General features: G+C 65.3%; 24 protein-coding genes and 1 pseudogene. 13 read left to right on the top strand and 12 right to left on the bottom strand.

The window, feature by feature from the left end:
• Positions 1–155: 155 nt before the first annotated feature.
• The 3 genes from DM995_RS08025 to DM995_RS22890 form a co-directional block, all read right to left on the bottom strand.
• Entirely contained in the window at positions 156–2,534 is a 2,379-nt protein-coding gene (locus tag DM995_RS08025; protein ID WP_116970371.1) for a chemotaxis protein CheA, read from the bottom strand.
• 82 nt (positions 2,535–2,616) lie between these two features.
• Positions 2,617–3,267, bottom strand: coding sequence for a histidine phosphotransferase family protein (locus DM995_RS08020; RefSeq protein ID WP_116969086.1), 651 nt, complete (start codon positions 3,265–3,267; stop codon positions 2,617–2,619).
• A 174-nt stretch (positions 3,268–3,441) separates the two neighbouring features.
• Positions 3,442–4,080 carry a M67 family metallopeptidase gene (locus tag DM995_RS22890; protein WP_502696606.1) on the bottom strand — a complete coding sequence of 213 codons (639 nt, stop codon included), beginning with the start codon at positions 4,078–4,080 and terminating at the stop codon, positions 3,442–3,444.
• Between DM995_RS22890 and DM995_RS22885 the strand changes: the two genes are divergently transcribed.
• The 5 genes and pseudogenes from DM995_RS22885 to DM995_RS22745 all read left to right on the top strand — a co-directional run.
• A complete protein-coding gene (locus tag DM995_RS22885; RefSeq protein ID WP_502696607.1) occupies positions 3,983–4,519 on the top strand; it encodes a hypothetical protein in 537 nt (178 codons plus the stop codon). The genes DM995_RS22890 and DM995_RS22885 overlap by 98 nt on opposite strands.
• Positions 4,480–4,821 (top strand): pseudouridine synthase, encoded by a 342-nt coding sequence (locus DM995_RS22880; RefSeq protein ID WP_502696584.1) that lies wholly within the window; start codon positions 4,480–4,482, stop codon positions 4,819–4,821. The genes DM995_RS22885 and DM995_RS22880 overlap by 40 nt, the downstream gene beginning before the upstream one ends.
• A 76-nt stretch (positions 4,822–4,897) precedes the next feature.
• Entirely contained in the window at positions 4,898–5,803 is a 906-nt protein-coding gene (gene rpoH, locus DM995_RS08005) for an RNA polymerase sigma factor RpoH (protein WP_023836433.1), read from the top strand.
• Between the two features lie 183 nt (positions 5,804–5,986).
• On the top strand, positions 5,987–6,382 hold the full coding sequence (locus DM995_RS08000) for an NADH:ubiquinone oxidoreductase subunit NDUFA12 (protein WP_023836434.1): 396 nt from the start codon (positions 5,987–5,989) through the stop codon (positions 6,380–6,382).
• Positions 6,383–6,450: 68 nt separating this feature from the next.
• A pseudogene (locus DM995_RS22745) lies at positions 6,451–6,816 on the top strand (DUF2155 domain-containing protein); the annotation flags it as partial.
• Positions 6,817–6,851: 35 nt separating this feature from the next.
• Here the strand turns inward: DM995_RS22745 and aat are convergent.
• Positions 6,852–7,694 carry a leucyl/phenylalanyl-tRNA--protein transferase gene (gene aat / locus DM995_RS07990; RefSeq protein WP_116969084.1) on the bottom strand — a complete coding sequence of 281 codons (843 nt, stop codon included), beginning with the start codon at positions 7,692–7,694 and terminating at the stop codon, positions 6,852–6,854.
• A 109-nt stretch (positions 7,695–7,803) separates the two neighbouring features.
• On the opposite strand from aat, the gene prfB reads away from it, so the two are divergent.
• From prfB to DM995_RS07975, 3 genes are all read left to right on the top strand, one after another.
• The gene (prfB, locus tag DM995_RS07985) at positions 7,804–8,931 is read left to right on the top strand and encodes a peptide chain release factor 2 (RefSeq protein ID WP_116969083.1); all 1,128 of its coding nucleotides are present in this window, start codon (positions 7,804–7,806) and stop codon (positions 8,929–8,931) included.
• Positions 8,921–9,658 carry a class I SAM-dependent methyltransferase gene (locus DM995_RS07980; RefSeq protein WP_198669295.1) on the top strand — a complete coding sequence of 246 codons (738 nt, stop codon included), beginning with the start codon at positions 8,921–8,923 and terminating at the stop codon, positions 9,656–9,658. Before prfB ends, DM995_RS07980 begins: the two co-directional genes overlap by 11 nt.
• A gap of 92 nt (positions 9,659–9,750) precedes the next feature.
• Positions 9,751–11,154 (top strand): NAD(P)H-dependent flavin oxidoreductase, encoded by a 1,404-nt coding sequence (locus DM995_RS07975; protein WP_116969082.1) that lies wholly within the window; start codon positions 9,751–9,753, stop codon positions 11,152–11,154.
• 322 nt (positions 11,155–11,476) lie between these two features.
• On the opposite strand, the gene DM995_RS07970 is transcribed toward DM995_RS07975, so the two are convergent.
• Positions 11,477–11,668, bottom strand: a complete 192-nt coding sequence (locus tag DM995_RS07970; RefSeq protein WP_023836440.1) for a hypothetical protein — start codon at positions 11,666–11,668, stop codon at positions 11,477–11,479.
• 220 nt (positions 11,669–11,888) lie between these two features.
• Between DM995_RS07970 and DM995_RS07965 the strand changes: the two genes are divergently transcribed.
• The gene (locus tag DM995_RS07965; RefSeq protein ID WP_023836441.1) at positions 11,889–13,082 is read left to right on the top strand and encodes a CaiB/BaiF CoA transferase family protein; all 1,194 of its coding nucleotides are present in this window, start codon (positions 11,889–11,891) and stop codon (positions 13,080–13,082) included.
• 18 nt (positions 13,083–13,100) lie between these two features.
• Here the strand turns inward: DM995_RS07965 and DM995_RS07960 are convergent, their stop codons facing one another.
• Both DM995_RS07960 and dksA read right to left on the bottom strand, forming a co-directional pair.
• Positions 13,101–13,472 carry a PilZ domain-containing protein gene (locus tag DM995_RS07960; protein ID WP_232824186.1) on the bottom strand — a complete coding sequence of 124 codons (372 nt, stop codon included), beginning with the start codon at positions 13,470–13,472 and terminating at the stop codon, positions 13,101–13,103.
• Positions 13,473–13,605: 133 nt separating this feature from the next.
• The gene (gene dksA / locus DM995_RS07955; RefSeq protein WP_023836443.1) at positions 13,606–14,070 is read right to left on the bottom strand and encodes an RNA polymerase-binding protein DksA; all 465 of its coding nucleotides are present in this window, start codon (positions 14,068–14,070) and stop codon (positions 13,606–13,608) included.
• A gap of 592 nt (positions 14,071–14,662) precedes the next feature.
• Here dksA and serS point away from each other — a divergent pair.
• Positions 14,663–15,934, top strand: coding sequence for a serine--tRNA ligase (gene serS, locus DM995_RS07950; RefSeq protein WP_116970369.1), 1,272 nt, complete (start codon positions 14,663–14,665; stop codon positions 15,932–15,934).
• A 53-nt stretch (positions 15,935–15,987) separates the two neighbouring features.
• Here the strand turns inward: serS and DM995_RS07945 are convergent, their stop codons facing one another.
• The 3 genes from DM995_RS07945 to DM995_RS07935 form a co-directional block, all read right to left on the bottom strand.
• Positions 15,988–18,381, bottom strand: a complete 2,394-nt coding sequence (locus DM995_RS07945; protein WP_232824184.1) for a TonB-dependent receptor — start codon at positions 18,379–18,381, stop codon at positions 15,988–15,990.
• Between the two features lie 160 nt (positions 18,382–18,541).
• On the bottom strand, positions 18,542–19,531 hold the full coding sequence (locus DM995_RS07940; protein WP_023836447.1) for an aldo/keto reductase: 990 nt from the start codon (positions 19,529–19,531) through the stop codon (positions 18,542–18,544).
• Positions 19,528–19,950: a cation:dicarboxylate symporter family transporter gene (locus DM995_RS07935; RefSeq protein ID WP_502696605.1), complete on the bottom strand. Its 423-nt coding sequence runs from the start codon at positions 19,948–19,950 to the stop codon at positions 19,528–19,530. Before DM995_RS07935 ends, DM995_RS07940 begins: the two co-directional genes overlap by 4 nt.
• Here DM995_RS07935 and DM995_RS07930 point away from each other — a divergent pair.
• Positions 19,936–20,757 carry an alpha/beta hydrolase gene (locus DM995_RS07930; RefSeq protein ID WP_232824182.1) on the top strand — a complete coding sequence of 274 codons (822 nt, stop codon included), beginning with the start codon at positions 19,936–19,938 and terminating at the stop codon, positions 20,755–20,757. The two genes, DM995_RS07935 and DM995_RS07930, sit on opposite strands and share 15 nt — an antisense overlap.
• A gap of 48 nt (positions 20,758–20,805) precedes the next feature.
• Here DM995_RS07930 and DM995_RS07925 read toward each other — a convergent pair whose 3' ends face one another.
• Entirely contained in the window at positions 20,806–21,519 is a 714-nt protein-coding gene (locus DM995_RS07925) for an SDR family NAD(P)-dependent oxidoreductase (protein ID WP_116969078.1), read from the bottom strand.
• Between the two features lie 13 nt (positions 21,520–21,532).
• Positions 21,533–22,993 carry an amidophosphoribosyltransferase gene (purF, locus tag DM995_RS07920; RefSeq protein ID WP_116969077.1) on the bottom strand — a complete coding sequence of 487 codons (1,461 nt, stop codon included), beginning with the start codon at positions 22,991–22,993 and terminating at the stop codon, positions 21,533–21,535.
• Between the two features lie 138 nt (positions 22,994–23,131).
• Here purF and hisI point away from each other — a divergent pair, with 138 nt between their 5' ends.
• Together hisI and DM995_RS07910 are read left to right on the top strand one after the other, a co-directional pair.
• Entirely contained in the window at positions 23,132–23,497 is a 366-nt protein-coding gene (hisI, locus tag DM995_RS07915) for a phosphoribosyl-AMP cyclohydrolase (protein ID WP_023838309.1), read from the top strand.
• The gene (locus DM995_RS07910) at positions 23,497–23,910 is read left to right on the top strand and encodes a hypothetical protein (RefSeq protein ID WP_116969076.1); all 414 of its coding nucleotides are present in this window, start codon (positions 23,497–23,499) and stop codon (positions 23,908–23,910) included. The genes hisI and DM995_RS07910 overlap by 1 nt, the downstream gene beginning before the upstream one ends.
• Positions 23,911–24,061 lie beyond the last annotated feature (151 nt).

Raw genomic sequence — 24,061 nt, 5'->3', positions numbered from 1 at the left:
GGTCAGCACGCGGCTGCGCAACGCGAACAGCCCCGAGATGAACGGTGCGGCGGATGGAACCGGAACCGATTCGCGCACCTTGACGACGCTGTCGATTCGCTCCGATGGAAACGCCACCGTCTCGCCCGCGATGACCGCGATGAGAAAGAGGTCCTTCATGCGCTCTGCCTTTGCTGCCCCGCGATCAGACGGCCCAGCAGGCCGGCGCGGTCATAGCGATAGATGGTGTTCGCATCGGCATTGGCGGATGCGAGCGTGTCGCTGAGGCGGATCACCTGGCCGGCGAACCGGGCCGGGGCGACGGGAAGATCGCCCACGATGATGCTGATGGCCGCCTCGCCTTCGATCGAATCCTCGGGGCGCGACACCACGGGCTTGTAGCCGGCTGCCGCCACCAGCGGTGCGAGGATGCTGCGCGTCCACGCATCGTCCTGCCCGATCAGGTGGCAGATCGGCCGGTCGGTGGCGGGTGCGACACCGAGCAGCATGCTGAAGATCCAGTGCACGTCGAGCACCTCGATCTGCAGATCGCCGATCAGCGCGACTCCGCCGATCAGGCCGGGCTGCGGCGCTGGCTCGACATGCGAGGGCAGGCGGACGATGTCGATCACGTCATCGACCGCATAGAGCGCCTGGACGCGGCCATCGGTCAGATGCAGCAATTTGGTAAAGGGGGTTTCGGGGCGCGCCGCCAGGCCGATCACGGCGCGGCTTTCGCCGTCGATGCTCAGCCGGACCTGGCCGGCCGCCATGGCGAGCCGGTTGCTGTCGACATCCTCGACCCGCTCGACGGCGGCGAGCGCGATCAGCCGCAGCTCGCCGCTCAGTTCCTTGAACAGCAGCGCCGAACCGCCGTCGATCTTCGCTGTGCTGCCTGCCGCATCCTCCAGCTCCTGGACCGGACGGGGCATTTCGTTGAGCCGTGCACGGTGCGCCAGGCCCAGCGGATCGAGCAGCAGCATCGGACGACCGTTGTCGGGCAGGGTGGTGCCCGCGTACAGGCCATCGGCCATGATCACCGGCGCGCCGGGGCGCACGACCAGCTCCTCGTGATCGATCACCGCCTCGACCGATAGCGCATAGCGCAGGTCCGATGCGGCGTTGACCGAGACGATCGTGCGGTGCCGCGTTTGCGGCTCCGCATCGACATCGAGCCCGAGCAGGGTCTCGAGCGCGACATAGGGCAGGCATTCGCCGCGAATATAGGCAAGATCGCAACCGCCGACCTGCTGGATGCGGACCTGGCTGTTATTGTCGAACAGGATCTCGCGGATCGCCGAGCGCGGCATCGCGAATTCCTGTCCGCCCGCCCGGACCGTCAGGCACGGGATGATCGTCAGCGTCAGCGGCACGCGCAGGATGACGCGCAATCCCCGGCCGGGATTGTTTTCCAGGTCGATCGACCCGCCGATGCGCTCGATATTCGATCGCACCACGTCCATGCCGACGCCGCGACCCGAGATGGCGCTGACATGGTCGGCGGTCGAAAGCCCGGGCGCGAAGATCAGTTCGAGCCGCGCACGCTCGCTCAGCCCGGTAACTTCGGACGCATTGCGGATGCGCGCGGCGAGCGCGCGGGCGACGAGCTTTTCGGTATCGATACCGCGCCCGTCGTCGCTGATCTCGATCAGGATCTGGTTGCCCGACTGGCGCGCGGCGATGTTCAGCCGACCGGTCTCGGGCTTGCCGACGGTCCGCCGCGCGGCGGGCGATTCGATGCCGTGATCGATGGAGTTGCGAATGATATGGGTGAGCGGATCGCGGATCATCTCGATCATCTCGCGATCGAGCTCGACATTGCTGCCCGAGGTGCGCAGATCGACCTGCTTGCCCAGGTCCGCGGACAGGTCGCGCACGAGCCGGGGCAGAGGAGAGAAGATGCGCTCGATCCGCTGCATCCGCGTCTGGCCGATCGCATCGCGCATATCGGCTATGCAGGCGGAAAGCCGCTCGAACGCATTTTCCAGCGTGGTGCCGTTCTGCTCGTCGCGCAGGCAGCGGGCGACCTCGTTGCGCGCCAGCACCATGTCCGACACGCCGTTCATCAGATGGTCGATCAGCTCGAGCGGGACGCGGATCGATCGTACCACCGCCTGTCGCCGCGCCAGATCGCGCGTTTCGGGAACGGCGATCTCTTCCTCGTCGGGTTCGGGCAGCGGCGGTGCGATATCGCGATTGAGCGCGGCGATCAGATCGGCATCGGTGCTGTCGGGCAAGGCCTCGCCGGTTTCCATGACGACGATCAGCTCGCCGATCCTGTCGATCACCGCGAGCACCGCGTCGACCAGCGGCGCGGAGGCCTCGCGGCGTCCTTCGCGCACCTGCGCCAGCACGTCCTCTGCCGCATGGCTCAGCCGCTCGAAACGGGGAAGATTGAGGAAGCCGCAGCTGCCCTTGACGGTGTGGACGAAGCGGAAGATCGCATCGAGCCGCTCGCTGTCGCGCGGGTTCTGCTCCCACAGCACCAGCTCGCTGGCAAGCGCGTCCAGCGTTTCACGGGTCTCAGCAATAAATTCCTGAATCAGGTCGTCCATCGTCACCGTCCGCTAGCGCTGGCGGACGGTTTGCGCCGAATATGGTTAAGATCAGGTTGCGCTGTGGCGTTGCGGCCAGCGTTCAGACGCGCAGCATCGCCCCGATGACCAGCGATTCCGGCGCGGCGGCGAGCTGGATGGTCCCGCCGTGCGCGCGGGCAATCCGCTCGATCATGAACGCGGGCGCCGTGCGCGGGCTCAGCACCGCGGCCCCGATATCGCCCTGCAGCGCGGCGGCGAGCGATTCATCGATCACCACCTTGGGACCGGTCGCGTTGACCGCAATCTCGCAGGCACCGTCCTGCTCCTCCGCCGCGATGATCAGCTGACCGCCGCGCACCAGGCCATCGAGCCCGATCAGCGCGAGGTTGAGCAGCACCTTGACCGCCGGCTTGGCGAGCATCGCGCTGGGGACATGCCATTGCAGCTCGACGCGCGGCTTGTCGGCGACAAGGCCCTCGATCAGCTGGCGCGGCTCGCTGACATCGACCTTGTCGCCAAAGCCTCCCGCTGCGCCAAAGGCCAGGCGGAAGAACTTGAGCTTGTTGGCGGAAGCGCGCGCGCTGTCGGTCAGCAGCTCGATGCAGCGGGCGCGCATCTCCGGATCGGTCTCGTCGGCGAGCAGCTCCAGACCTTTGTTCATCGCGCCGATCGGGCTGAGCAGGTCATGGCACAGGCGCGAGCACAACAGGCTGGCGAGTTCGGTTTCGTTCAGGTCTGCGGAACTGGGCATGATGGGATGCTGGCCTTGTGGCAATGATCGGAAAGAACTGGGGATCGGCAAGAAAAGCGCAAATAACGGTCCATTGCTGCTTGGGGCCGATGTGGCGAAAATGCCGCACGGGTTCAAGCCTTAATGCAGCATCCTGTAACGTCATCGGGTTCTCCCGGCGATCAATGGTGCCGGTCACGGGCTGGAGGGAAGGATCGTCACCGGATCGAACGCCGCGTGCAGCGCCCCCCCTTCGGTCGCGCGCCAGGCGGTGATCGTGTCGCCGGCGACGATCAGCCAGAGCCGCCCGTCGCGCGCGCAATCCATGGCATCGCGGACCGACGGCTCGGCATGGCCATGGGGGTGCGAATGATAATAGCCGAGCAGCCGGGGCCCGCCGCTGCGCGACCTGCGCTCGGCCGCGATCAGCGCCGCGGGATCGATCTCGAACGTCGTGAGCGGATTGCCGGCGACATTGGCGCAAGGCTGCGCCGCGTCGATCCGGTCGGGCGTGCCGAACAGCAGCCCGCAGCATTCGTGCGGGAATGCCGCCGCCGCCTCGGCCAGCAGCTGGTGGTGGAGCGCGCTTGAAAGCAGGACCGGCATCGGCCAGAGGATAGCGATGAATGACCGGCAATCCAGTACCAGTTCCGCAGGCGAGGTCAGGACCGGCACGATCCCCGAGAGCGCGGCAGGGCTGCGCATCGATGCCGGGCTCGCCCAGGCCGAGCCCGAGCTGTCGCGCGAGCGGGTCAAGGCGCTGATCCTCGAAGGCGCGGTGACGCTGGACGGCAGGATCGCCAACCGGCCCTCGGTCAAGCTGGCGGCGGGCATGGCCTATGCCATCGCGCTGCCCCAGGCGCAGCCGCTCGACGCCGAGGCGCAGGCGATCGCGCTGAATATCGCCTATGAGGACGAATATCTGCTGGTGGTCGACAAGCCCCCGTCGGCCATGCCGACGGCACGCTGGTCAACGCGCTGCTGCACCATTGCGCCGGCCAGCTCTCGGGCATTGGCGGGGTCGCGCGGCCAGGGATCGTCCACCGGATCGACAAGGACACCTCGGGCCTGCTCGTCGTCGCCAAGACCGATGCCGCGCATCTGGGCCTCGCCGCGCAGTTCGCCGAGCACTCGATCAACCGGCGCTATGTCGCGATCGTGCAGGGGCGACCGAACCCTGCCAGCGGCACCGTGCGCGGCAATATCGGCCGCAGCGATCATGACCGCAAGAAGATGGCACTCGTGGGCGAGGGGCGCGGCAAGCACGCCGTGACCCACTATACCACCGAGGAGCGACTCAAGGACGCCACGCGCATCGAGTGCCGGCTGGAGACCGGGCGCACGCACCAGGTGCGCGTGCACATGGCCAGCATCGGCCATGCGCTGCTCGGCGATCCGCTCTATTCGCGCCCGCCCAATCCCCTGCGTGACCTGCTCAAGGCGGCGGATTTCCGCCGTCAGGCATTGCATGCCCAGCGGCTGGGGTTTATACATCCGGTGACTGGATCTGAATGCGACTTTTTTAGTCCGATTCCGGCCGACATGGCGGAACTTTTGGATAAATTGCGTGTTTAGGTTGCAAGTCGAAATGCGATCCCCATGACGGGTGCTCCATCGAGGCCCGCATAACGGATTGGCAGAAAGGGAAAAAATGAGCGAGACCCGTAGTGTCCCGGCCACCATCCCCGCCCTTGGCGGAGAGGCCAGCCTGAACCGTTACCTCACCGAGATCCGCAAATATCCGCTGCTCAAGCCCGAGCAGGAATATATGCTGGCCAAGCGCTATCAGGAACATCAGGATCCCGAAGCCGCTGCCCAGCTGGTGACCTCGCATCTGCGCCTCGTGGCGAAGATCGCGATGGGCTATCGCGGCTATGGCCTGCCGGTGAGCGAGCTGATTTCCGAAGGCAATATCGGTCTGATGCAGGGCGTGAAGAAATTCGAGCCCGATCGCGGCTTCCGCCTCGCGACCTATGCGATGTGGTGGATCAAGGCGTCTATCCAGGAATATATCCTGCGCAGCTGGAGCCTCGTGAAGATGGGCACCACTGCGGCGCAGAAGAAGCTGTTCTTCAACCTGCGCCGGATGAAGAACAACCTGCGCGCGTTCGAGGACGGCGATCTGCATCCCGATGACGTGACCGCCATCGCCACCAAGCTCGGCGTGTCGGAAACCGAGGTCGTGAACATGAACCGCCGCATGGCGATGGGCGGCGATGCGTCGCTCAACGTCTCGATGCGCGAGGATGGCGACGGCCAGTGGATGGACTGGCTGACCGACGATGCGCCGCTGCAGGACGTCGCGGTCGCCGAAGCGCAGGAAGCCGAAATGCGCCACGCGCTGCTCGGCGAGGCGATGCAGTCGCTGAACGAGCGCGAGCGGCACATTCTCAACGAACGGCGACTGGTCGATGACCCCAAGACGCTCGAGGAACTGAGCCAGGTCTACAACGTCAGCCGCGAGCGCGTCCGCCAGATCGAGGTGCGCGCGTTCGAGAAGCTGCAAAAGGCGATGCACCGGCTTGTCTCCGACAAGCAGATGGCGCTGGCCGGCTGAATTCCTGTGCCGGGGCGCCCGCGCTCCGGCCGACACATTCCGACGGGTCGCACCCACGGATAGAAGCGGGATGGCCATGCCGTCCCGCTTCGCCTTTGTCGGCGGCTGCAAAGCCGCGTTGCCCGGCCTTTTCGGTGCAAAAGCATCTTCCCCTTTCGGTCGCTTGGCATTAAGCGGGCGCTCATGGGACTATTGGCAAAGATCTTCACCTGGTGGGACGGTGCGACCGTCGGAACGCATCTGTTCAGCGCGCTGAACGGCGAAAAGGTCGGCGAAGACCATCAGGGCAACACCTATTTCCGTTCCAAGCCCAAAAAGGGCCAGAAGGAGCGCCGCTGGGTGCTGTACAAGGGCGCCAACGACGCGAGCCGCGTTCCGTCCGAATGGCACGGCTGGCTGCACCACAGCTATGACGCCATTCCCGAAAGCCATCTGCCGCCGCCGCGCATCTGGGAAAAGGACTATGTCCCCAACCTGACCGGCACGCCTTCCGCCTATCGCCCGGCCGGCGCGCTGGAGCGAGGCGGCGTTCGCGCCGCCGCCACCGGCGATTATGAAGCGTGGACGCCCGAGGCGTGACGCGCGGGCGAATCCTCGCCATCATCATCGTCATCGCTGCGCTCGCAGGGGCAGGCGTCTATGGCTGGATGCAGTTCGGCGACCAGCTGCTGAAGTCCGAACAGCGGGCGGCCACCGGCAAGGTGCCGCTTCGTCCTTCCACCCCGCCGCCGGTCCAGGCCGCTGCAGCGGGCGAAGCGACGCCCATGGCGCAGCGCGTCGCCACCATCGCGCTGCTCAACAAGCGCAACGGCGAGACCCGCGACCTGGAAATGAAGCCCGGCGAATCGCGCCGCATCGGCAATGCGATCGTCCGGCTTTCCGCCTGCGAGCGCACCGCGCCGTGGGAGCAGGTTCCCGAGACCGGCGCCTTCGTGCAACTGCTGGTGCAGGAGCGCGCCACGCGCTCGTCCGATCCGGTGTGGAAGCGCGTGTTCTCGGGCTGGGTGTTCAAGGAATCGCCGTCGCTCAACGTCGTCGAGCACCCGATCTATGACGTCTGGGTCAAGAAGTGCGCGATGGAATATCCGGGCGAGGATGCGCCGGTCGAGGAAACAGCCAAGGGCGGCTCGTCGGCTGCGCCCACTGCGTCCGCTCCCGCCAATGCGGCAAATCCGGCGACGAGCCCCGATTCGGCACCTGGCCCGGCCCCCGGTCCTGCAACGCCTTCGACCGACACCGAATAAAGCCCCGGCATTACCGGATGCGGCCGCTGCACGCGCGGCGGCGCGAACGGCGAATCGCAGATCGCCTCGTTGAGCAGCTCGAGATAGTCGCCCTGCGGAATTTCGATTGCCCCCATCGAGGCGAGATGCGGGGTGATGAACTGGCAGTCGAGCAGCGTCAGCCCGCCCTTGCGCATCGCCGCGACCAGCCAGGCGAGTGCCACCTTGCTGGCATCGGTCGCGCGGCTGAACATGCTCTCGCCGCAAAAGGCGCGGCCGATCTCGACCCCGTACAGCCCACCGACCAGCTCGCCGTCGCGCCAGCATTCCACGCTATGGGCGCGGCCCTGTCTGTGCAGCGCGATGAAGCTCGCCTCGATCGTGCGGTTGATCCAGGTCTGCTCGCGCCCCTTGGCGCTTTCGGCGCACATCGCGATGACCTTGTCGAACGCGCGGTTGCACGTGACGGTGAACCGGTCCTGCCGCACCGCCTTGCGCAGCGAGGTGGAAAAGCGGAAGCCATCGAGCGGCAGGATCGCGCGCATTTCGGGCTCGACCCAGAAGACGTCGACATCGTCGCGCGCATCGGCCATGGGGAAGATGCCGATGGCATAGGCCCGCATCAGCATGTTGAGATCGATGGTGACCGGGCCGGGTGTGCCGTGCATCCTGCGAATCTAGGCTATCGCCGCGCAAGTTCAATCACCATATCCGCAGGGCTTTGCGATTGCCGGGCGATAGGCTAGAGCGCGGCACGATTTATTCAGGAGTGACCCCATGCGTGCCGAAGGGCAGGCCCATATCGATACCATCAACGCCGCGCTGGCGCTGGTCCGCAAGTTCCTGGACTGGGACCGCGCGCTGCGTCGCCTCGACGAGCTGAACGCGCGCGTCGAGGACCCGACGCTTTGGAACGATCCCAAATCGGCCGAAGAGGTGATGCGCGAGCGGCGGCGGCTCGAACAGGCGATCGGCACGGTCAACAAGATCAGCCAGGAAATGGCCGATGCGATCGAGTTCGTCGAGCTGGGCGAGGCCGAAGGCGACGACGAGACCGTCGCCGAGGGGCTGGCGACGCTGAAGGCGCTTTCCGAGCGCGCCGAGCGCGACAAGGTGCAGGCGCTGCTCGCGGGCGAGGCCGACAGCTACGATACCTATCTCGAAGTCCATGCAGGGGCCGGCGGCACCGAGAGCCAGGACTGGGCCGAGATGCTGCAGCGCATGTATTCGCGCTGGGCCGAGCGCCGCGGCTACAAGGTCGAACTGGTCGATTATCATGCGGGCGAACAGGCGGGCATCAAGTCCGCGACGCTGCTGATCAAGGGCGAGAACGCCTATGGCTGGGCCAAGACCGAAAGCGGCGTGCACCGGCTGGTGCGCATTTCGCCCTATGACAGCTCGGCGCGGCGGCACACCAGTTTCTCGAGCGTCTGGGTCTATCCGGTGATCGACGACAGCTTCGAGATCGACATCAAGGAAAGCGATCTCAAGATCGATACCTATCGCGCCTCGGGCGCGGGCGGACAGCACGTCAACACCACCGATTCCGCGGTGCGCATCACCCACATTCCTTCGGGCATCATCGTCGCCAGCCAGAACGACCGGTCGCAGCACAAGAACCGCGCGACCGCGATGAACATGCTCAAGGCGCGGATGTACGAGGCGGAGATGCAGAAGCGCGAGGCCGAGGCTTCGGGCGAATATGCGGCCAAGACCGAGATCGGCTGGGGGCACCAGATCCGCTCGTACGTGCTGCAGCCCTATCAGCTGGTGAAGGACCTGCGCACCGGCGTCACCTCCACCTCGCCCGGCGACGTGCTCGATGGTGCGATCGATCCGTTCATGGCGGCGGCGCTGTCGCAGAAGGTGACCGGCGAGAAGGTGGACGTCGAAGATGTCGACTGACCGTCCGGGTCGGTTTTCGTGGTTGCTGCTGGCAACGGCGGTGCTCGCCGCGTGCCAGCCGGCTGCCGGTGACGAAAGCGACCGACCCGAGACGGCGCGCGCCTTTCCCCGCGCCGACCGCCCGGTGGCCGGCGTGGTCAGCAACGAATTTTCGAACGAGGAAGCCCGCGACGACCGCAACGAGGCGACCAAGGTGATGGACCTGGCCGGGATCAGGCCAGGCATGACCGTGGCCGATATCGGCGCGGGCAATGGCTATTACACCGTCCGGCTCGCCGAGCGGGTCGGGGCCGAAGGCCGCGTGCTGGCGCAGGATATCGACGATGCGGCGCTCAAGCGGCTGGGCACGCGCGTCGAGCGCGAGCGGCTCGACAATGTCTCGATCAAGCCGGGCGATGTCGACGATCCGCGCCTGCCGCAGGACAGTTTCGACCGCATCTTCATGGTGCACATGTATCATGAGGTGACCGAGCCCTATGCGTTCATCGCGCGGCTGCGGCCGGCGCTGAAAAAGGGCGGGCAGGTGATCGTGGTGGATGTCGACCGCCCGACCAACCGCCACGGCATTCCGCCCAAGCTGTTGTTCTGCGAGTTCGAGGCGGTCGGCTACAAGCTCGTCGAATTTATCGAGAAGCCTGATATCGCGGGCTATTTCGCGCGTTTTGAAGCGGTTGGTCCGGCGCTGGAGCCGGGCAGGATCAGGGGCTGCGAACAGCCCGGATCGTAGCAGGCAACCGACAGCCGGGTCTGACGGTTTTTCATTGGTCTTTTTGTGCGCAGCATGCCTATACCGGCATGGGGCAATGTGGGAGCGGATACGTGTTCAAGGGTTTGAAACCGATCATCTATGGCGGGCGCGAGGTCTGGCCGTTGATCGAGGGCGGCAAGGGGGTTTCCGCCACCAATCACGCCAGTTCGGGTGCCTGGGCAGCGGCAGGCGGCATCGGTACGGTGTCGGCGGTCAATGCCGACAGCTATGATGAGAACGGCAATGTCATCCCGCAAATCTATCACGGCCGCACTCGCGCCGAACGGCACCAGGAACTGATACGCTACGGCATCGAAGGCGGTGTCGCGCAGGTCAAGCGCGCATTCGAGATCGCCGGCGGTCAGGGCGCGATCAACATCAACGTGCTGTGGGAAATGGGCGGCGCGCAGCAGATCCTGCACGGCATCCTCGAGCGCACGCGCGGCATGGTCGCGGGCGTCACCTGCGGGGCGGGCATGCCCTACAAGCTGTCCGAAATTGCTGCGCAATATAACGTCAACTACCTGCCGATCATCAGCTCGGCGCGCGCCTTCCGCGCCTTGTGGAAGCGCGCCTATCACAAGGTCAGCCAGCTGATGGCAGCGGTGGTCTATGAAGACCCCTGGCTCGCGGGCGGGCACAACGGCCTGTCGAACGCCGAGGATCCGCGCCAGCCGCAGGACCCCTATCCGCGCGTCAAGGCGCTGCGCGACACGATGCGCGCAGAGGGCATTTCCGACGACGTGCCGATCATCATGGCCGGCGGCGTGTGGTATCTGCGCGATTGGGAGCACTGGATCGACAATCCCGAGCTCGGCCAGATCGCGTTCCAGTACGGCACCCGTCCGCTGCTGACGCAGGAAAGCCCGATCCCGCAGAAGTGGAAGGACGAGCTGACCAGGATCAAGGAGGGCGATGTGCTGCTCCAGCGCTTCAGCCCGACCGGCTTCTATTCGAGCGCGGTGCGCAACCCCTTCCTCCGGTCGCTCGAAGCGCGCTCGGAGCGTCAGATCCCGTTCTCGACCGAAATGGCTGGCGAACATACCGTGCAGCTCGATTGCGGGGTCAAGGGCAAGAATTTCTGGGTCGCGCCGGGCGACCTGCAGCGCGCCCGCCGCTGGGATGCGCAAGGGTTCACCACCGCGCTCAAGACGCCGGACAACACGCTGGTCTTCGTCACTCCGCACGAGCGCGCCGAAATCCGCAAGGACCAGACCGATTGCATGGGCTGTCTGTCGCACTGCGCCTTCTCGTCGTGGAAGGACCATGACAACAACTCGACCGGCTATCTCGCCGATCCGCGCAGCTTCTGCATCCAGAAGGCGCTGCAGAATATCGCGCATGGCGAGGACCCGGACAAGAACCTGATGTTCGCTGGGCACGCCGCGTATAATTTCGGCACCGATCCCTTCTATTCCAACGGCTTCGTGCCGACGGTGAAGCAGCTGGTCGACCGCATCCTGACCGGCGACTGAGCCCCGCCGGGCGCCGAGCGGGGCCTGGCATAACTGGGCATTGACGCGAGGGATTTTCTCCCGCATCCCGTTGTTAACCGAACGATTAACGGCGGGATGCGGGGATGGATGTCAGCCTTTCGGACGAGCCGGTCGCATGGGTGCTGCGTCTTGGCCGGGCAGCGCGCATCGGCGTGCCCTGTGAACGTGATCGGCTGGACGGGCCTGCTGCCATGGCGCTGCCGGGCATTGTCTCTGTCACCGCATCACATGCACGTTCCGCCCGTGCCGGTCCTTCGACGCGATCGGCAGCGGTGATGGCATGATGCCCTGCCTGTCAGGCTCAGCCGAAGCGCGACTTGGCCTTGCGCAGGAGCCGCGCCCAATGCTTGCGGTCGCGGTCGCGCAGTTTCTCGTCGTCGACACGCGCCTGCAGCACGTTGATGATGTCATCGCCATAGCGCTTGAACATGTTGTCCAGGTCGCGCGTGTCCTTGCGACGCTGCTCAGCGCTCTCAAAAAGTCCCAGTATCATAAAGCCCCCAACGGGAACGGATGCGACTCGTCGTGCGAAACCGAAACACCCCTTCCGGCGGGGCCGACATTAGCTCCACATTGGAGCTATCCGCAACGGGCAAGTCCGACCAATATGGCGGTTTTACTTACATTTGGTCTCAATATCGAACATTTACTCGACCTATGTGACCATAAAGTGACAGTGGGTATGACAATGATCAGCAAGGAGGATCGCCCGAGTGGCTGAAGCAATCTGGACGATAAGCGATGTCGCGGCGACCGGGCCCCTGGCCGGCGTTCGCGTTCTGGACATGTCGAGCGTCGTGATGGGGCCGCTCGCCACGATGATGCTCGCCGATATGGGCGCGGACGTCATCAAGGTCGAGAACAAGGGCGGCACCCATGCCGGCGACATGATGCGCTATGCTGGATCGTCGCCGACGGGTGATCTCGGGCCGATCTTCATGGCGCTCAATCGCAACAAGAAATCGGTGACGATCGACGGACGCGAGGAGCAGGGCAAGGCGCAGCTCGAGGCGCTGCTGCGCGAAGCCGATGTGTTCTTCCACAATGTCCGAATGGCCGGAATGGCGCGGCTCGGCCTCGACTATGACTCGGTCAAGGCGATCAACCCGAATATCATCTATGTCCATTGCTGCGGCTATGGCGCCGATGGACCTTATGGCAAGCGCCAGGCCTATGACGATCTGGTGCAGGCCGCATCGGGCTGGGCCGATCTCTATGCCAAGCGTTCGGACGGTCCGCCCAGCTACACGCCGTCGCTGGTCGCCGACAAGACGGTGGGGCTGTTCGCGACGATCGCGACGCTCGCCGCCGTGGTGCACCGGCAGCGCACCGGCGAGGGGCAGTTCGTCTCGGTGCCGATGTTCGAATGCTTCACCTTCTTCAACATGGTCGAGAACCTGTACGGCCAGACGTTCCCCGGCGAAGGCAGGTTCGGCTATACCCGCTCGATCAATCCCCGGCGCCGACCCTATCCGACCAGGGACGGCTTCATCGCCATCGTTCCGTATGTCGACCGGCAATGGGCCCGATTCTTCGAGATCGGCGGGCGGCCGGGCGTGTTCGAGGATCCGCGCTTTTCAACCTACGAGGAGCGCACCAAGCATACCGGAGAGCTCTACGCGATCATCGAGGAGGTCGCTGCGACCAAGACGACCGACGAATGGGTCGAGCTGCTCGACAAGGAGGACATTCCGGCGATGCGCTTCAACCCGATCGAGAAGGTGCCAGACGATCCGCATCTCAAGGCGACCGGGTTCTTCATGGACATGGCTGCGCCGCATATCGGACCCTATCGCACGCTGCGCCATCCGATCGCGTTCACGGGCAGCCCTGCCAACCAGCGGCTCGCCCCGCAAAGCATCGGCGCGCAGAACGGCGAACTGCCCCGCGCTGCCAACGATGGTTAGGATGGCCGGACGGTCCGGTCAGCGCTGACGCCGAAAGGACGGGCTATAGGCATCGAGCACGCGCAGGAATCGCGGCGTTTCCTGCGCGGTTCCGACCGGCTTGCGCGCCAGCTTGGGGTTGATCGGGCGATCGAACGCCACGCCGAACTTCTCGCCGCGCACCCATGCGATCTGGCCGCGCACCGGCCCGATATTGCGCAGGTCGGCGACGATCCGCTGGCCCTGCTCGATCTCGATATCCGATTCGACCATCATCCCGCCGCTCGAGAGGTTGCGCACCTTGACCTTGTGGCGCTCGCCGCTGTCTTCCAGCGTGAGTTCGGCGAGCAGGAACAGGCTGTCTCTCGCACGGCTCTCCTGGGTGTCGAGAGAATTCGGGCTGACAGGCATATTCATCGGTCTGGCTTCCAGGCGGCAGGAGAGGCTTGTTCCCCCCAAAATGGCGGAAAACGATGCACGCCTCTCTTATAGCGCCAAGAGTGTCGCCAATTGGTTAACCGCTGCCTGCCAGGCAGGTCGGCTGTCAGTCGTCGCGCGAGATTTTCTCGCGGCGCTCATGCGCTTCCTGCGCCTCGACCGTCATCGTCGCGATGGGGCGGGCGACCAGCCGGCCTAGCCCGATCGGTTCGCCGGTGACCTCGCAATAGCCGTACTCGCCCTCGTCGATCCGGCGCAGCGCGGAATCGATCTTGGCGATGAGCTTGCGCTGGCGATCGCGGGTGCGCAGTTCGATGCCCCAGTCGGTCTCGCTCGAGGCGCGATCGTTGAGATCGGGCTCGCGCATCGGGCCATCCTGCAACTGCTGCAGCGTGTCCTTGGATGCGGCCAGAATGGAACGCTTCCATTCCTGCAAAAGAGTGCGGAAATATTCCAGCTGGCGCGCGGACATATAGTCTTCGTCAGGCGAGGGAAAATAATCGCCCGCGATGTTCCTGCGCGCCTTGGCCAGCACATCGATGTCATCGATAGCCGTGGAGATGGACGCCATTGAATGCTCCCGGTGGTGTTTGCAGCACCGCCGCTCCGCGCCCAGATCAGGCACGTCTCGTCGGCCTTAGGTTGCAGCGGCCTATAGCCAGCGGTTTGGGGCCGTACAAGCGGCAAAAACTTGAGAATCAGGGGCGGTTCGGTGGTTTTCCTGCCGCATCCGCGAAGGCCGTACCGTCAAGCGCAAATCCGGCCCGGGCAAAGCGCGATGGTGGATGGCATCGGTTAATTTTGTCGCGTTTTTCGGTTCCAAATCGGGACAGCAGGCCGCAGACACGCCGAAATGCCGAAGATTTTTGTCGCGCCCCAGGTCAAATCAAGGTTAACACCATTGAGATTAACGCTTTGTTCTGGCTTGCATTGCATATCGGGACGCTGACCCGGCCCCTGGTTCTTGCTCCACGGGCCCCGGATTGGGCCCCAGGTCTGAGAGAGAAAACACAATGTCTGTACGGATGGCCTTGGCAAAACTGTGCGCCTGCACCTGCGGCGGAGCGATCATCGGCGGTGGCGCGGTGCATGTCGCCGACACGCCGCCGGCGCAAGTGAAGCAGTATCGCCAGACAAAGACGACCAAGCCGATTCGCGGTCCCATGCACGACATCAAATTCATCCGCGAAAACCCCGAAGCCTTTGACGCCGGACTGGTCCGCAAGGGGCAGCCGCCGGTGGCAGCCGAAATCATCGCGCTCGACGCGAAGCGGCGCGAGGCGCTGAACGAATCGCAGGCGGCGCAGGCGCGGCGCAACGAGGCATCGAAGCTGATCGGCCAGGCCATGGCGCAAAAGGATGCGGAAAGGGCAGATGCGCTCAAGGCCGAGGTGGCCGAGCTCAAGGCCCGGCTCACCGAGCTCGAGGAGCAGGCGCGCGCGAGCGACGCTGCGCTCGCCGAGCGGCTTGCTGCGCTGCCCAACCTGCCGGCGGCCGATGTGCCCGAGGGCGAGGACGAGACCGGCAATGTCGAGCTTGTCCGCTGGGGCGACCAGCCGCAATTCGATTTCGAGCCGAAGGAACATGCCGATATCGGCCCGGCGCTCGGCATGGATTTCGAGACCGCAGCGAGGATTTCGGGCGCGCGCTTCACCTTCATGCGCGGCGGCATCGCGCGGCTCAACCGTGCGCTCGGCCAGTTCATGCTCGATGCGCAGGTCGCGCGCGGCTACAACGAATGCGCGACGCCGTATCTGGTGCGCGACGAGGCCGTGTTCGGCGTCGGCCAGCTGCCCAAGTTCGCCGAGGATCTGTTCCAGACCACCGACGGCCGCTGGCTGATCTCCACCTCTGAGGTCAGCCTGACCAACAGCGTGCGCGAGCAGATCCTGACCGCCGCAGAACTGCCGATCCGGCTGACCGCGCTGACGCCCTGCTTCCGCTCCGAGGCGGGCTCTGCGGGGCGCGACACGCGCGGGCTGATCCGCCAGCACCAGTTCGAGAAGGTCGAACTGGTCACCATCGCCGCGCCCGACCAGTCCGAGGCCGAGCACGAGCGCATGTGCGCCGCCTCTGAAGCGATCCTGCAGGCGCTGGGGCTGCCGTATCGCAAGATGCTGCTGTGCGCGGGCGATATGGGCCAGGCCAGCCGCAAGACCTATGACCTGGAGGTCTGGCTTCCTGGACAGAATGCCTATCGCGAGATCGCCAGCATCTCGAACTGCGGCGACTATCAGGCGCGGCGGATGAACACGCGCTACCGGCCCGAAGGCGAGAAGGGCACCGAGTTCGTCCACACGCTCAACGGATCGGCGCTGGCGATCGGGCGAACCCTGGTCGCGATCGTCGAGAACTACCAGCAGGCCGATGGCTCGGTCCGCGTGCCGGAGGCGCTGGTGCCCTATATGGGCGGGGTCGAGGTGCTACGGGGTTGAGCGCTACCCGCCTTCCCCCATCAAGGGGGAGGGCTTTCACGGCACCGTGCCGTTCAGAACTTCGCCGCGACCTGCACGCCGTACAACCGAGGTTCGCCCGCGATGAAGGTCGCGGTGCCGAATGCGCCACCGGTATTGCCCGCGTCGATCAGATAATCCTCGTTGGTGAGGTTGCGGGCAAAGGCGGTGATCTCGTAGCGCCCGTCATCGAAGCGCACGCCCGCACGGGCATTGACCAGCAGATAGCCGTTCTCGCTCAGCCGCTCGCTGTTCGGGATTTCGAAGAACTGCTTGCTCGAATAGGTGACCGTCGGGAAGAGGAACAGCTCGGCGCTGTCGCCTACCGGAACGGTCACGTCGATCCCGGCTGCGGCCTTGTGCTTCGATTGCAGGCGGAAGCGGTTGTCCTGGAACGCCGGGTTGGGCGATTCGATCTTGGCATCGATATAGGCATAGTTGGCGAACAGGCGGACGTTGTTGCCGATCCGTAGCGCGCCTTCGACTTCCACCCCGAAATTGCCGGCATTGCCCGCGTTGACTGGCACGGTCTGGCCCTGCTGGTTGAAGAAGCTGGTCTGGAAGTTGGAATAGTCCTGGTAGAAAGCACCGATCGAGCCCGAGAACCCGCCGAAGCTCGCCTTGACGCCGCCCTCGTAGTTCCAGATCTTCTCTTCCGGCACGAGCGTGAAATTGGGCACCGGCCCAGCCGCCGTCGCGCTGGCGCTCAGGTTCAGCACCGGCGAGCGGCGGCCCTTGGAGATGGTGGCATAGACGTTCACCTCGTCGGTGACGCGGTAGAGTGCGTTGAAGCGCGGCAGCCACGCATCGAAATTGTCGCGGACGCGAAACACCTGTCCGGCGGTATCGGCCGCGCCGAGCAGCGATACGCCGCGCACGCCCAAGGACGCGAAAATCTGGCTGCCGGGCTGGCGCGCGGTATAGGTCGAGGCGCGTTCCTCATACAGATAGCGCACGCCAGCGGACAGCTCGAACCGGTCGGACACGTCGAAGGTGAGGTCGGCAAAGGCCGAATAGACCGTGTTCTTGCCGCCATTGGTGAACGAACTGCTGTACGGCAGCACGCTGGCCCCGCCCCGCGTCAGGATCGCGGTGGCGTTGCGCGCCGGGTTGGGGCTGTTGAGCGCGGCGCAGGTCGAAGCGCCCGGTACGCCGAGCGCGGCAGCGACATTGTTGCGCACCGGCGCGAAGGCGGGGAAGGGTGCGCAGCTGATATAGGTGCCCTCGTCGGTCACGAACGGCACGGCCTGGGTGCCCTGCTCGTGGAAGATGTTGAAGCCGAAAAAGCCGCGCAGCCGCTCGCTGTCATAGGCGAAGCGGGTTTCGTGGCTCATCTGTTCGCCTTGCGCGTCCTCGGCGAACTCGAGGAAGAACAAGGCTGTGCCGTCGGCGTCGAAGGTCTCGAGGCTGTCGAACTTGCGATAGCCGGTGATCGAGGTCAGCGACCAGCCGCCGCCCATCGGCGTCTGAAAGGTGACGCTGGCGTCATAGACCTCGCGGTTGAGACCCAGCCTGGGCAGGCCCAGGATCGCGCGGCTGAGATCGGCGGGCGCGCCGCCCAGTTCGGCAAAGGTGAATGGGCTGGTGGTGCCGCCCGTCGGCGCGATCGACCCGGACTTGAACGCGGTGCCGGGGTTGCGCTGCTGTTCATAGTTGAACACGAAGTCCATCGTGCTCTCGGCGGTCGGCCAGATGCGCAGCGACCCGCGAACGGCGAACTGGTCGATGCCGTTGAGGTCCGCCTGATTGTTCGCCGTGGTACGCGCCGAGGTCGTGCCGGCATCGCCCGCGATGTTGCGGACATAGCCGTCGCGCTTCTTGTACGATGCGGCGATGCGCCCGGCGATCTTGTCGTTGCCGACATTGATCATCGCGCGGCCTTCATAGAGGTTGAAATTGCCGTAGCTGCCGCGCAGGTCGGCCGAAAAACCCGGCTCGGGCTTGGCGGTGATGACCGAGATCGCGCCGATGGTCGCGGCGGTGCCGAACAGGGTCGCCTGCGGTCCCTTGACCACCTCGACCCGGTCGATGTCGAACAGGTCGAAATACGATCCGCGCGAACGCGACACGTCGATACCGTTCAGATAGATCGTCACGCGCGGCGCGATCTGCGCGCTGCCCGAATCCGAGGTGATGCCGCGGATGACGAAGCCCGGATTGTTCGCACTCTGCTCCTGGATGTTGAGGCCGGGAATATAGGCGGACAGCTCGTCGAACTCGTCGATGCCGATCTTGTCCATCTGCTCGCCGTTGATCGCCGAGACGGTCAGCGGCACGTCTTGGATCGACTGCTCGCGCTTCTGCGCGGTGACGATGATGGTGTTGTCATCGCGGCTTTCGCTTTCCACCTGATCCTGCGCGAACGCGGGGCTGGCCGACAGGGCGATGGCGAGCGAAAGCATCGAGACGCGAACAGGGAAACGGGGCATTGCGCATGTCCTCAGATTGAGTGGAATGCGCGCCCTCTGCATCCTCCAGGCGTCTTTTGTGCGTCGCAGCAATTACAGATTGATGGCGTTTCGGAATTCGCTTTGTAACATCGCGATATAAACCCGGCGGACGCGACGGCAGCCGCCAGGGTGCGTGGTCTCAGAGCCGGACCATGGTCATGCCCATCTCGCCATAGCGCTGGCCGGCGGTCGATCCGGGCGGGGCAGCGGCATCGAGCGCGTCGAGATCGGCAGCAGTCAGCGACACGTTTACCGCCGCCATCGAATCCTCCAGCGTCGCGCGGCGCTTCGATCCGGGGATTGGCACGATGTCCTCGCCCTGCGCCAGCAGCCAGGCGAGCGCGATCTGCGCAGGCGAGACGCGGTGCGCGACCGCGATCTGTTCGACCACGTCGACCAGTCCCATGTTGATCGCGAAATTCTCTTCCGAATAGCGCGGGTCATTGAGCCGGTAGTCGCCTTCGGCCAGGTCCGAACGCTGGCTGATCTGGCCGGTCAGGAAGCCCCGGCCCAGCGGGCTGTAGGGCACGAAGCCGATGCCGAGATCCTGGCACAGCGGCAGGATTTCCGCTTCCACTCCGCGCTCCCAGAGCGAATATTCGCTTTGCAGCGCGGCGATCGGGTGGGTGGCATCGGCGCGGCGAATGGTCTCGGGCCCCGCTTCGGACAGCCCCAGGTAGCGCACCTTGCCCTCTTCGACGAGCCGCGACATCGCGCCGACCGTCTCCTCGATCGGAACATTGGGGTCGACGCGATGCTGGTAATAGAGGTCGATCGTGTCGATGCCGAGCCGCTTGAGCGAGCCCTCGCAGGCGCGACGCACATTTTCCGGGCTCGAATCGACGCCGCGATAGCCGCCATCCTCGATCTTGAAGCCGAACTTGGTGGCAATGACCAGCCGGTCGCGACGGCCGCGAATGGCCTGGCCCAGCAGCTCCTCGTTGATATAGGGGCCATAGACCTCGGCGGTATCGAAGAAGGTGACGCCGAGTTCGATCGCGCGCTCGAGCGTGGCGATCGATTCGCGATGATCGGCCTTGCCGTACATCGCCGTACCGATGCCGGCCATCGGCATGCAGCCCAGCCCCAGCGCGGACACCTGAAGCCCGCCCAGCTTGCGATAGATCATTCCTTGTCTCCTTCGGCACGGGCAATAGTTGTCGTCACGGCCATGTCCATGGTCACGTTGCTCAGGGTCCGCATGATATCGGGGAACACCTCGATCGCCAACAGCAGCGCGAGCGGCTCGACCGGCACGCCCATGGCGATGCAGATCGGCGCGATCGAGCTGATGAAGCTGATCGAACCGGGCAGCGATACCGCACCCATGGTGGTGATCGCGGCTGCGGCGACGCCCGCGACCAGCGCCACCGGGCCCAGCTCGACGCCCATCAGATGCGCGACATAGATCGCGACCGCCAGGTTCATGCACGGACCCGTCGCGCGGAACAGCGCGACCGCGATCGGCAGCACGACATCGGCGGTGCTGCACCGAGCCCGACACCCACTCCTGCGCCTCCGCCAAGCGGCGCTGTGCTCAGTGCCGATATCCGCTATGGCGATGGGCCGACCAGCAGCGGCTCGATCCCGCTGTTCCTTGACAGCTACCGGCCCAACCAGGCCTGCACCGCGCCGCGCCCGACCGTGCTCTACGTGCACGGCGGCGGCTTTGTCGGCGGCAGCCGCAAGGGGCAGCAGGTCGTCGCGATGGCCGATGAGCTCGCCCCGCTCGGCATCAACCTCATCTCGATCCAGTACCGTCTGCAGGGCGACAATCCGACTATCTCGAGCGAATTCGCTGCGTTCGAACGCGATTATCGCGCGCTCGATCCGACGCAGCAATCGCCTCGCGTGACCGCCTTTGTGGCGGCGGTGGAGGATTCGGTGCGCGCGCTGCGCTGGATGCAGGCCAATGCCGCTGCCTTCTGCATCGATCCTGCACGCATCGCCTATTGGGGTTCGTCAGCCGGTGCCTATACCGTGCTGCACACCGCCTATTCGCTCAACCCCTATGGCATCGCCAGGCCCGAACCGCGCGTGGTGGTCGATTACTGGGGCGGCCTGTTTCGCGACACCGACCTTCAGGCGGGAGAGGCCCCGCTGTTCGTGATGCACGGCACTGCGGACACCACCGTTTCCTTCACCGAAGCCACCGAACTCACCGATCGCGCGCGCCAGGTCGGCGTGCCCTTCACCTTCTACACGCTCGCAGGGGCGGGGCATGATTTCAACGGAAGCGGCTTCTTCGTCCGCACTGTCGACGGCCAGTCGCTCGCCAAACGCACGGCCGAATTCATGGCCGCGCATCTGCTACCGGGGGGAAGGCCGGTCTATGAGAGCAGGGTGGTGCAGTAGTCGGAGTGGCTGGTCTGCTGAACTTGGCTCAACCTGGGATGTGAAGGGTCACCCCTCCAGCACGACCCTCGTCCCCGTCTCGAACTCGCCCGAGACCAGCTCCGCAATCGCCTCTCCCACCACGTCGGGCAGTTTCACCGTCGCGGGGTCTTCGCCGGGATAGGCCTTGGCGCGCATCGCGGTGCGGGTGCGCGCCGGATCGACGATCGCGGTGCGGACCTTGCCGATGTTGCGCATTTCCTCGCCATAGGCCGCGATGAGCACCTCGAGCGCGGCCTTGGATGCGCCATAGGCGCCCCAATAGGCGCGGGGTGTGGCGGCGACCGAGCTGGTGAGTCCGATCACGCGGGCGTGCGCGCTCTTGCGCAGCATTGGGTCGAAATGCGCGATCATCGCCTGGGTGCTGAGCACATTGAGCGTCATCACGCGGTTGAGTTCGCCGCCATCGATTGTCGGCACGGGGCCGAGGCTGCCCAGCATCGCGGCGTTGAGCACCAGGATGTCGAGCGCTTCCCAGCGTCCGCCGATCGCGGCGGCAAGCCGGGCGATGCTGTCGCCATCGGTCAGGTCGAGCGGGGCGATGGTCGCGCTGCCGCCGGCCTCGAAGATCGCGTCCTCGACCGCTTCCAGGTCCTTGGCCGTGCGCGCGGTCAGGATGACGTGCGCGCCGCGCGCCGCCAGCGACCTGGCGGTCGCCGCGCCGATGCCGCGGCTCGCGCCGGTGACCAGGGCGAGCTGGCCCTGCAGGTTCTTTTCGGTCATGGTAGTGCAGTCCTCAGCCGGCGACCCGTTCGGCCAACAGGGTCAGCTGGTTGGGCTGGTCGCGTTCGGCCAGATCGGTGAGCGTGGTGGGATAGTCGCCGGTGAAGCACGCATCGCAATAGCGCGGGCGGTCATCGTTGCGGCTGGCTTCGCCGAGCGCGCGGTACAGGCCATCGATCGAAAGGAAGGACAGCGAATCCGCCTGGATGAACTGGCGCATTTCCTCGATCGATTTCTGCGCGGCGAGCAGCTTGGAGCGCTCGGGCGTGTCGACGCCATAATAGCAGCTGTGCATCGTCGGCGGGCTGGCGATGCGCATGTGCACCTCGGCCGCGCCGGCATCGCGCATCATCTGCACGATCTTGAGCGAGGTGGTGCCGCGCACGATCGAATCGTCGATCAGCACCAGCCTTTTGCCCGCGATCAGCGGCTTGTTGGCATTGTGCTTGAGCTTGACGCCGAGATGGCGGACGCCATCGCCCGGCTGGATGAAGGTGCGGCCGACATAATGCGAACGGATGATGCCGAGCTCGAACGGCAGGCCCGATTGCTGGGCATAGCCGATTGCTGCCGGGGTGCCGCTGTCGGGCACGGGGACGACCAAGTCCGCCTCGACCGGGTTCTCCATCGCCAGCTGCGCGCCGATCGCCTTGCGCACCGAATAGACCGACGATCCGTCGACAATCGAATCGGGGCGCGAGAAATAGACATGCTCGAAGATGCAGGGGCGCTGCGCCTTGTCGGCAAAGGGGCGGTGCGACCGGATCTCGCCGCCGCTCACCACCACCAGCTCGCCCGGATCGACCGAGCGCACGAATTCCGCGCCGACAATGTCGAGCGCCACCGTTTCCGAGGCGAAGATCACGGTGTCGCCGATGCGGCCCATGACCAGCGGGCGGATGCCGAGCGGATCGCGGCAGGCGATCATGCCGCTATCGGTCAGGCAGATCAGCGAATAGGCGCCTTCGACCTGCTTCAGCGCATCGATGAACTTGTCGAGCAATGTCCGGTAGCGCGAGGTGGCGACCAGATGGATGATCGTCTCGGTGTCCGAGGTCGACTGGAAGATCGATCCGGTGCGCACCAGATCGTGGCGCAGCTTCATCGCGTTCGAGATATTGCCGTTATGCGCGATGGCAAAGCCGCCCGAGGAGAGCTCGGCATAGAGCGGCTGTACATTGCGCAGCGCGGTCTCGCCGGTGGTGGCATAGCGGACATGGCCGATTGCCCAGTCGCCTTTCAGCGCGCGCATCGTCTCTTCGCTGTCGAAATTCCCCGCCACATGGCCGAGCGCCTTGTGGTTGTGGAAATGGCGGCCGTCGAAGCTGCTGATGCCCGCCGCTTCCTGGCCGCGGTGCTGCAGCGCGTGCAGCCCCAAAGCGACCATCGCCGCGGCGTCGACCGCACCGGCCACGCCAAAAACGCCGCACTCTTCGCGCAGCTTGTCGTCGTCAAAAGGATGTGTGGTGATCATGTTGCGCGCCCGATTCGGTTGCAGCCGGGTGGTTCGGCACCCCTATAGGGGCGCATATGGGGTTTGTCTTGCATTTGTCACAGGTCATTTTTCGTTAACCGTGTTGCGCGGGGCGCTGGGTGCGATTAACCGGGCGATATGGCCGATATCCGCGAAACCGGGCTGGACCTGGACCCCAAATATGATGCCGCAGGCCTGATCACCGCCTGCGTCACCGATGCGGCGAGCGGCGCGCTGCTGATGGTCGCGCACATGAACGAAGAGGCGCTGCGGCTGACGGTCGAGACCGGCGAGGTCCATTTCTGGTCGCGTTCGCGCGCGAGCCTGTGGAAGAAGGGCGAAAGCTCGGGCAATGTCTTGAAGCTCGTCGAACTGCGCATCGACTGCGACCAGGACGCGGTCTGGGTGATCGCCTCGCCCGCGGGCCCCACCTGCCATACCGGCGCGCCCTCGTGCTTCTATCGCCGGGTGGCGGCGGACGGATCGCTGGAGCGGATCGCCTGATGCGCGTCGCGCTGCCCGCCTGCCTGCTGCTGGCCGGCTGCAGCGTTTCGCAGGCCGGCAGCGATGCCTTTTGCGCCCGCGGCAACCGGGCCAGCGGCTACAAGGTTGGCATGCTGGTGACGTTCGGCGCGTCGAGTCAGTGCGAGGGTACGGGCAGCGCGAGGCTTGCGGGCGAGACCGCTGCCTTCACCCTCTCGCGCGACGGCGATGGCGATGCGATTGCCGGATGCCGCTTTTCGGCGCAGTTCGATGGCAATGCGCTGGCGCTGCCCGGCAGCGTGCCTGCGGCCTGCGCGGCCTTGTGCAGCGACAGGGCGAGCCTGGCCGGGGCCTCGTTCGCGCTGGTCGAGCCGGGCAACGCGGCAGCGGCGAGCGCGCAGGGCCGATCGGTCAGGAGACTGTGCGAAGGATGAATTTTACTTGACGTTTACGTCAAGGGAATGTAGCCCGGGTGTCATGCACGACCGTTCGACCCTTGGCCGCATCGACACACCCGATCTGCAGAACCGGGACAGCTATACCATCTCCGATCTGTCGGACGAATTCGGCGTTACCGCGCGGGCG

Source organism: Blastomonas sp. UPD001 (genome assembly GCF_003426715.1).
Classification (GTDB): domain Bacteria; phylum Pseudomonadota; class Alphaproteobacteria; order Sphingomonadales; family Sphingomonadaceae; genus Blastomonas.
This window is presented reverse-complemented; position numbering and strand designations above follow the sequence as displayed.

Bases quoted from the DNA above. Each gene is read 5' to 3' on its own strand.
- DM995_RS08025 (WP_116970371.1), bottom strand. From the start codon at position 2,534: ATGGACGACCTGATTCAGGAATTTATTGCTGAGACCCGTGAAACGCTG.
- DM995_RS07940 (WP_023836447.1), bottom strand. From the start codon at position 19,531: ATGATCTATCGCAAGCTGGGCGGGCTTCAGGTGTCCGCGCTGGGGCTG.
- dksA (WP_023836443.1), bottom strand. From the start codon at position 14,070: ATGGCGTCCATCTCCACGGCTATCGATGACATCGATGTGCTGGCCAAG.
- DM995_RS22880 (WP_502696584.1), top strand. From the start codon at position 4,480: ATGGCACTCGTGGGCGAGGGGCGCGGCAAGCACGCCGTGACCCACTAT.
- DM995_RS08020 (WP_116969086.1), bottom strand. From the start codon at position 3,267: ATGCCCAGTTCCGCAGACCTGAACGAAACCGAACTCGCCAGCCTGTTG.
- DM995_RS07945 (WP_232824184.1), bottom strand. From the start codon at position 18,381: ATGCCCCGTTTCCCTGTTCGCGTCTCGATGCTTTCGCTCGCCATCGCC.
- serS (WP_116970369.1), top strand. From the start codon at position 14,663: ATGCACGACATCAAATTCATCCGCGAAAACCCCGAAGCCTTTGACGCC.
- DM995_RS07960 (WP_232824186.1), bottom strand. From the start codon at position 13,472: ATGCCTGTCAGCCCGAATTCTCTCGACACCCAGGAGAGCCGTGCGAGA.
- DM995_RS22890 (WP_502696606.1), bottom strand. From the start codon at position 4,080: ATGCCCGCCGCCAGCTTGACCGAGGGCCGGTTGGCGATCCTGCCGTCC.
- DM995_RS07970 (WP_023836440.1), bottom strand. From the start codon at position 11,668: ATGATACTGGGACTTTTTGAGAGCGCTGAGCAGCGTCGCAAGGACACG.
- DM995_RS07980 (WP_198669295.1), top strand. From the start codon at position 8,921: ATGTCGACTGACCGTCCGGGTCGGTTTTCGTGGTTGCTGCTGGCAACG.
- DM995_RS07910 (WP_116969076.1), top strand. From the start codon at position 23,497: ATGCGCGTCGCGCTGCCCGCCTGCCTGCTGCTGGCCGGCTGCAGCGTT.
- DM995_RS07925 (WP_116969078.1), bottom strand. From the start codon at position 21,519: ATGACCGAAAAGAACCTGCAGGGCCAGCTCGCCCTGGTCACCGGCGCG.
- purF (WP_116969077.1), bottom strand. From the start codon at position 22,993: ATGATCACCACACATCCTTTTGACGACGACAAGCTGCGCGAAGAGTGC.
- aat (WP_116969084.1), bottom strand. From the start codon at position 7,694: ATGCACGGCACACCCGGCCCGGTCACCATCGATCTCAACATGCTGATG.
- prfB (WP_116969083.1), top strand. From the start codon at position 7,804: ATGCGTGCCGAAGGGCAGGCCCATATCGATACCATCAACGCCGCGCTG.
- hisI (WP_023838309.1), top strand. From the start codon at position 23,132: ATGGCCGATATCCGCGAAACCGGGCTGGACCTGGACCCCAAATATGAT.
- DM995_RS08000 (WP_023836434.1), top strand. From the start codon at position 5,987: ATGGGACTATTGGCAAAGATCTTCACCTGGTGGGACGGTGCGACCGTC.
- rpoH (WP_023836433.1), top strand. From the start codon at position 4,898: ATGAGCGAGACCCGTAGTGTCCCGGCCACCATCCCCGCCCTTGGCGGA.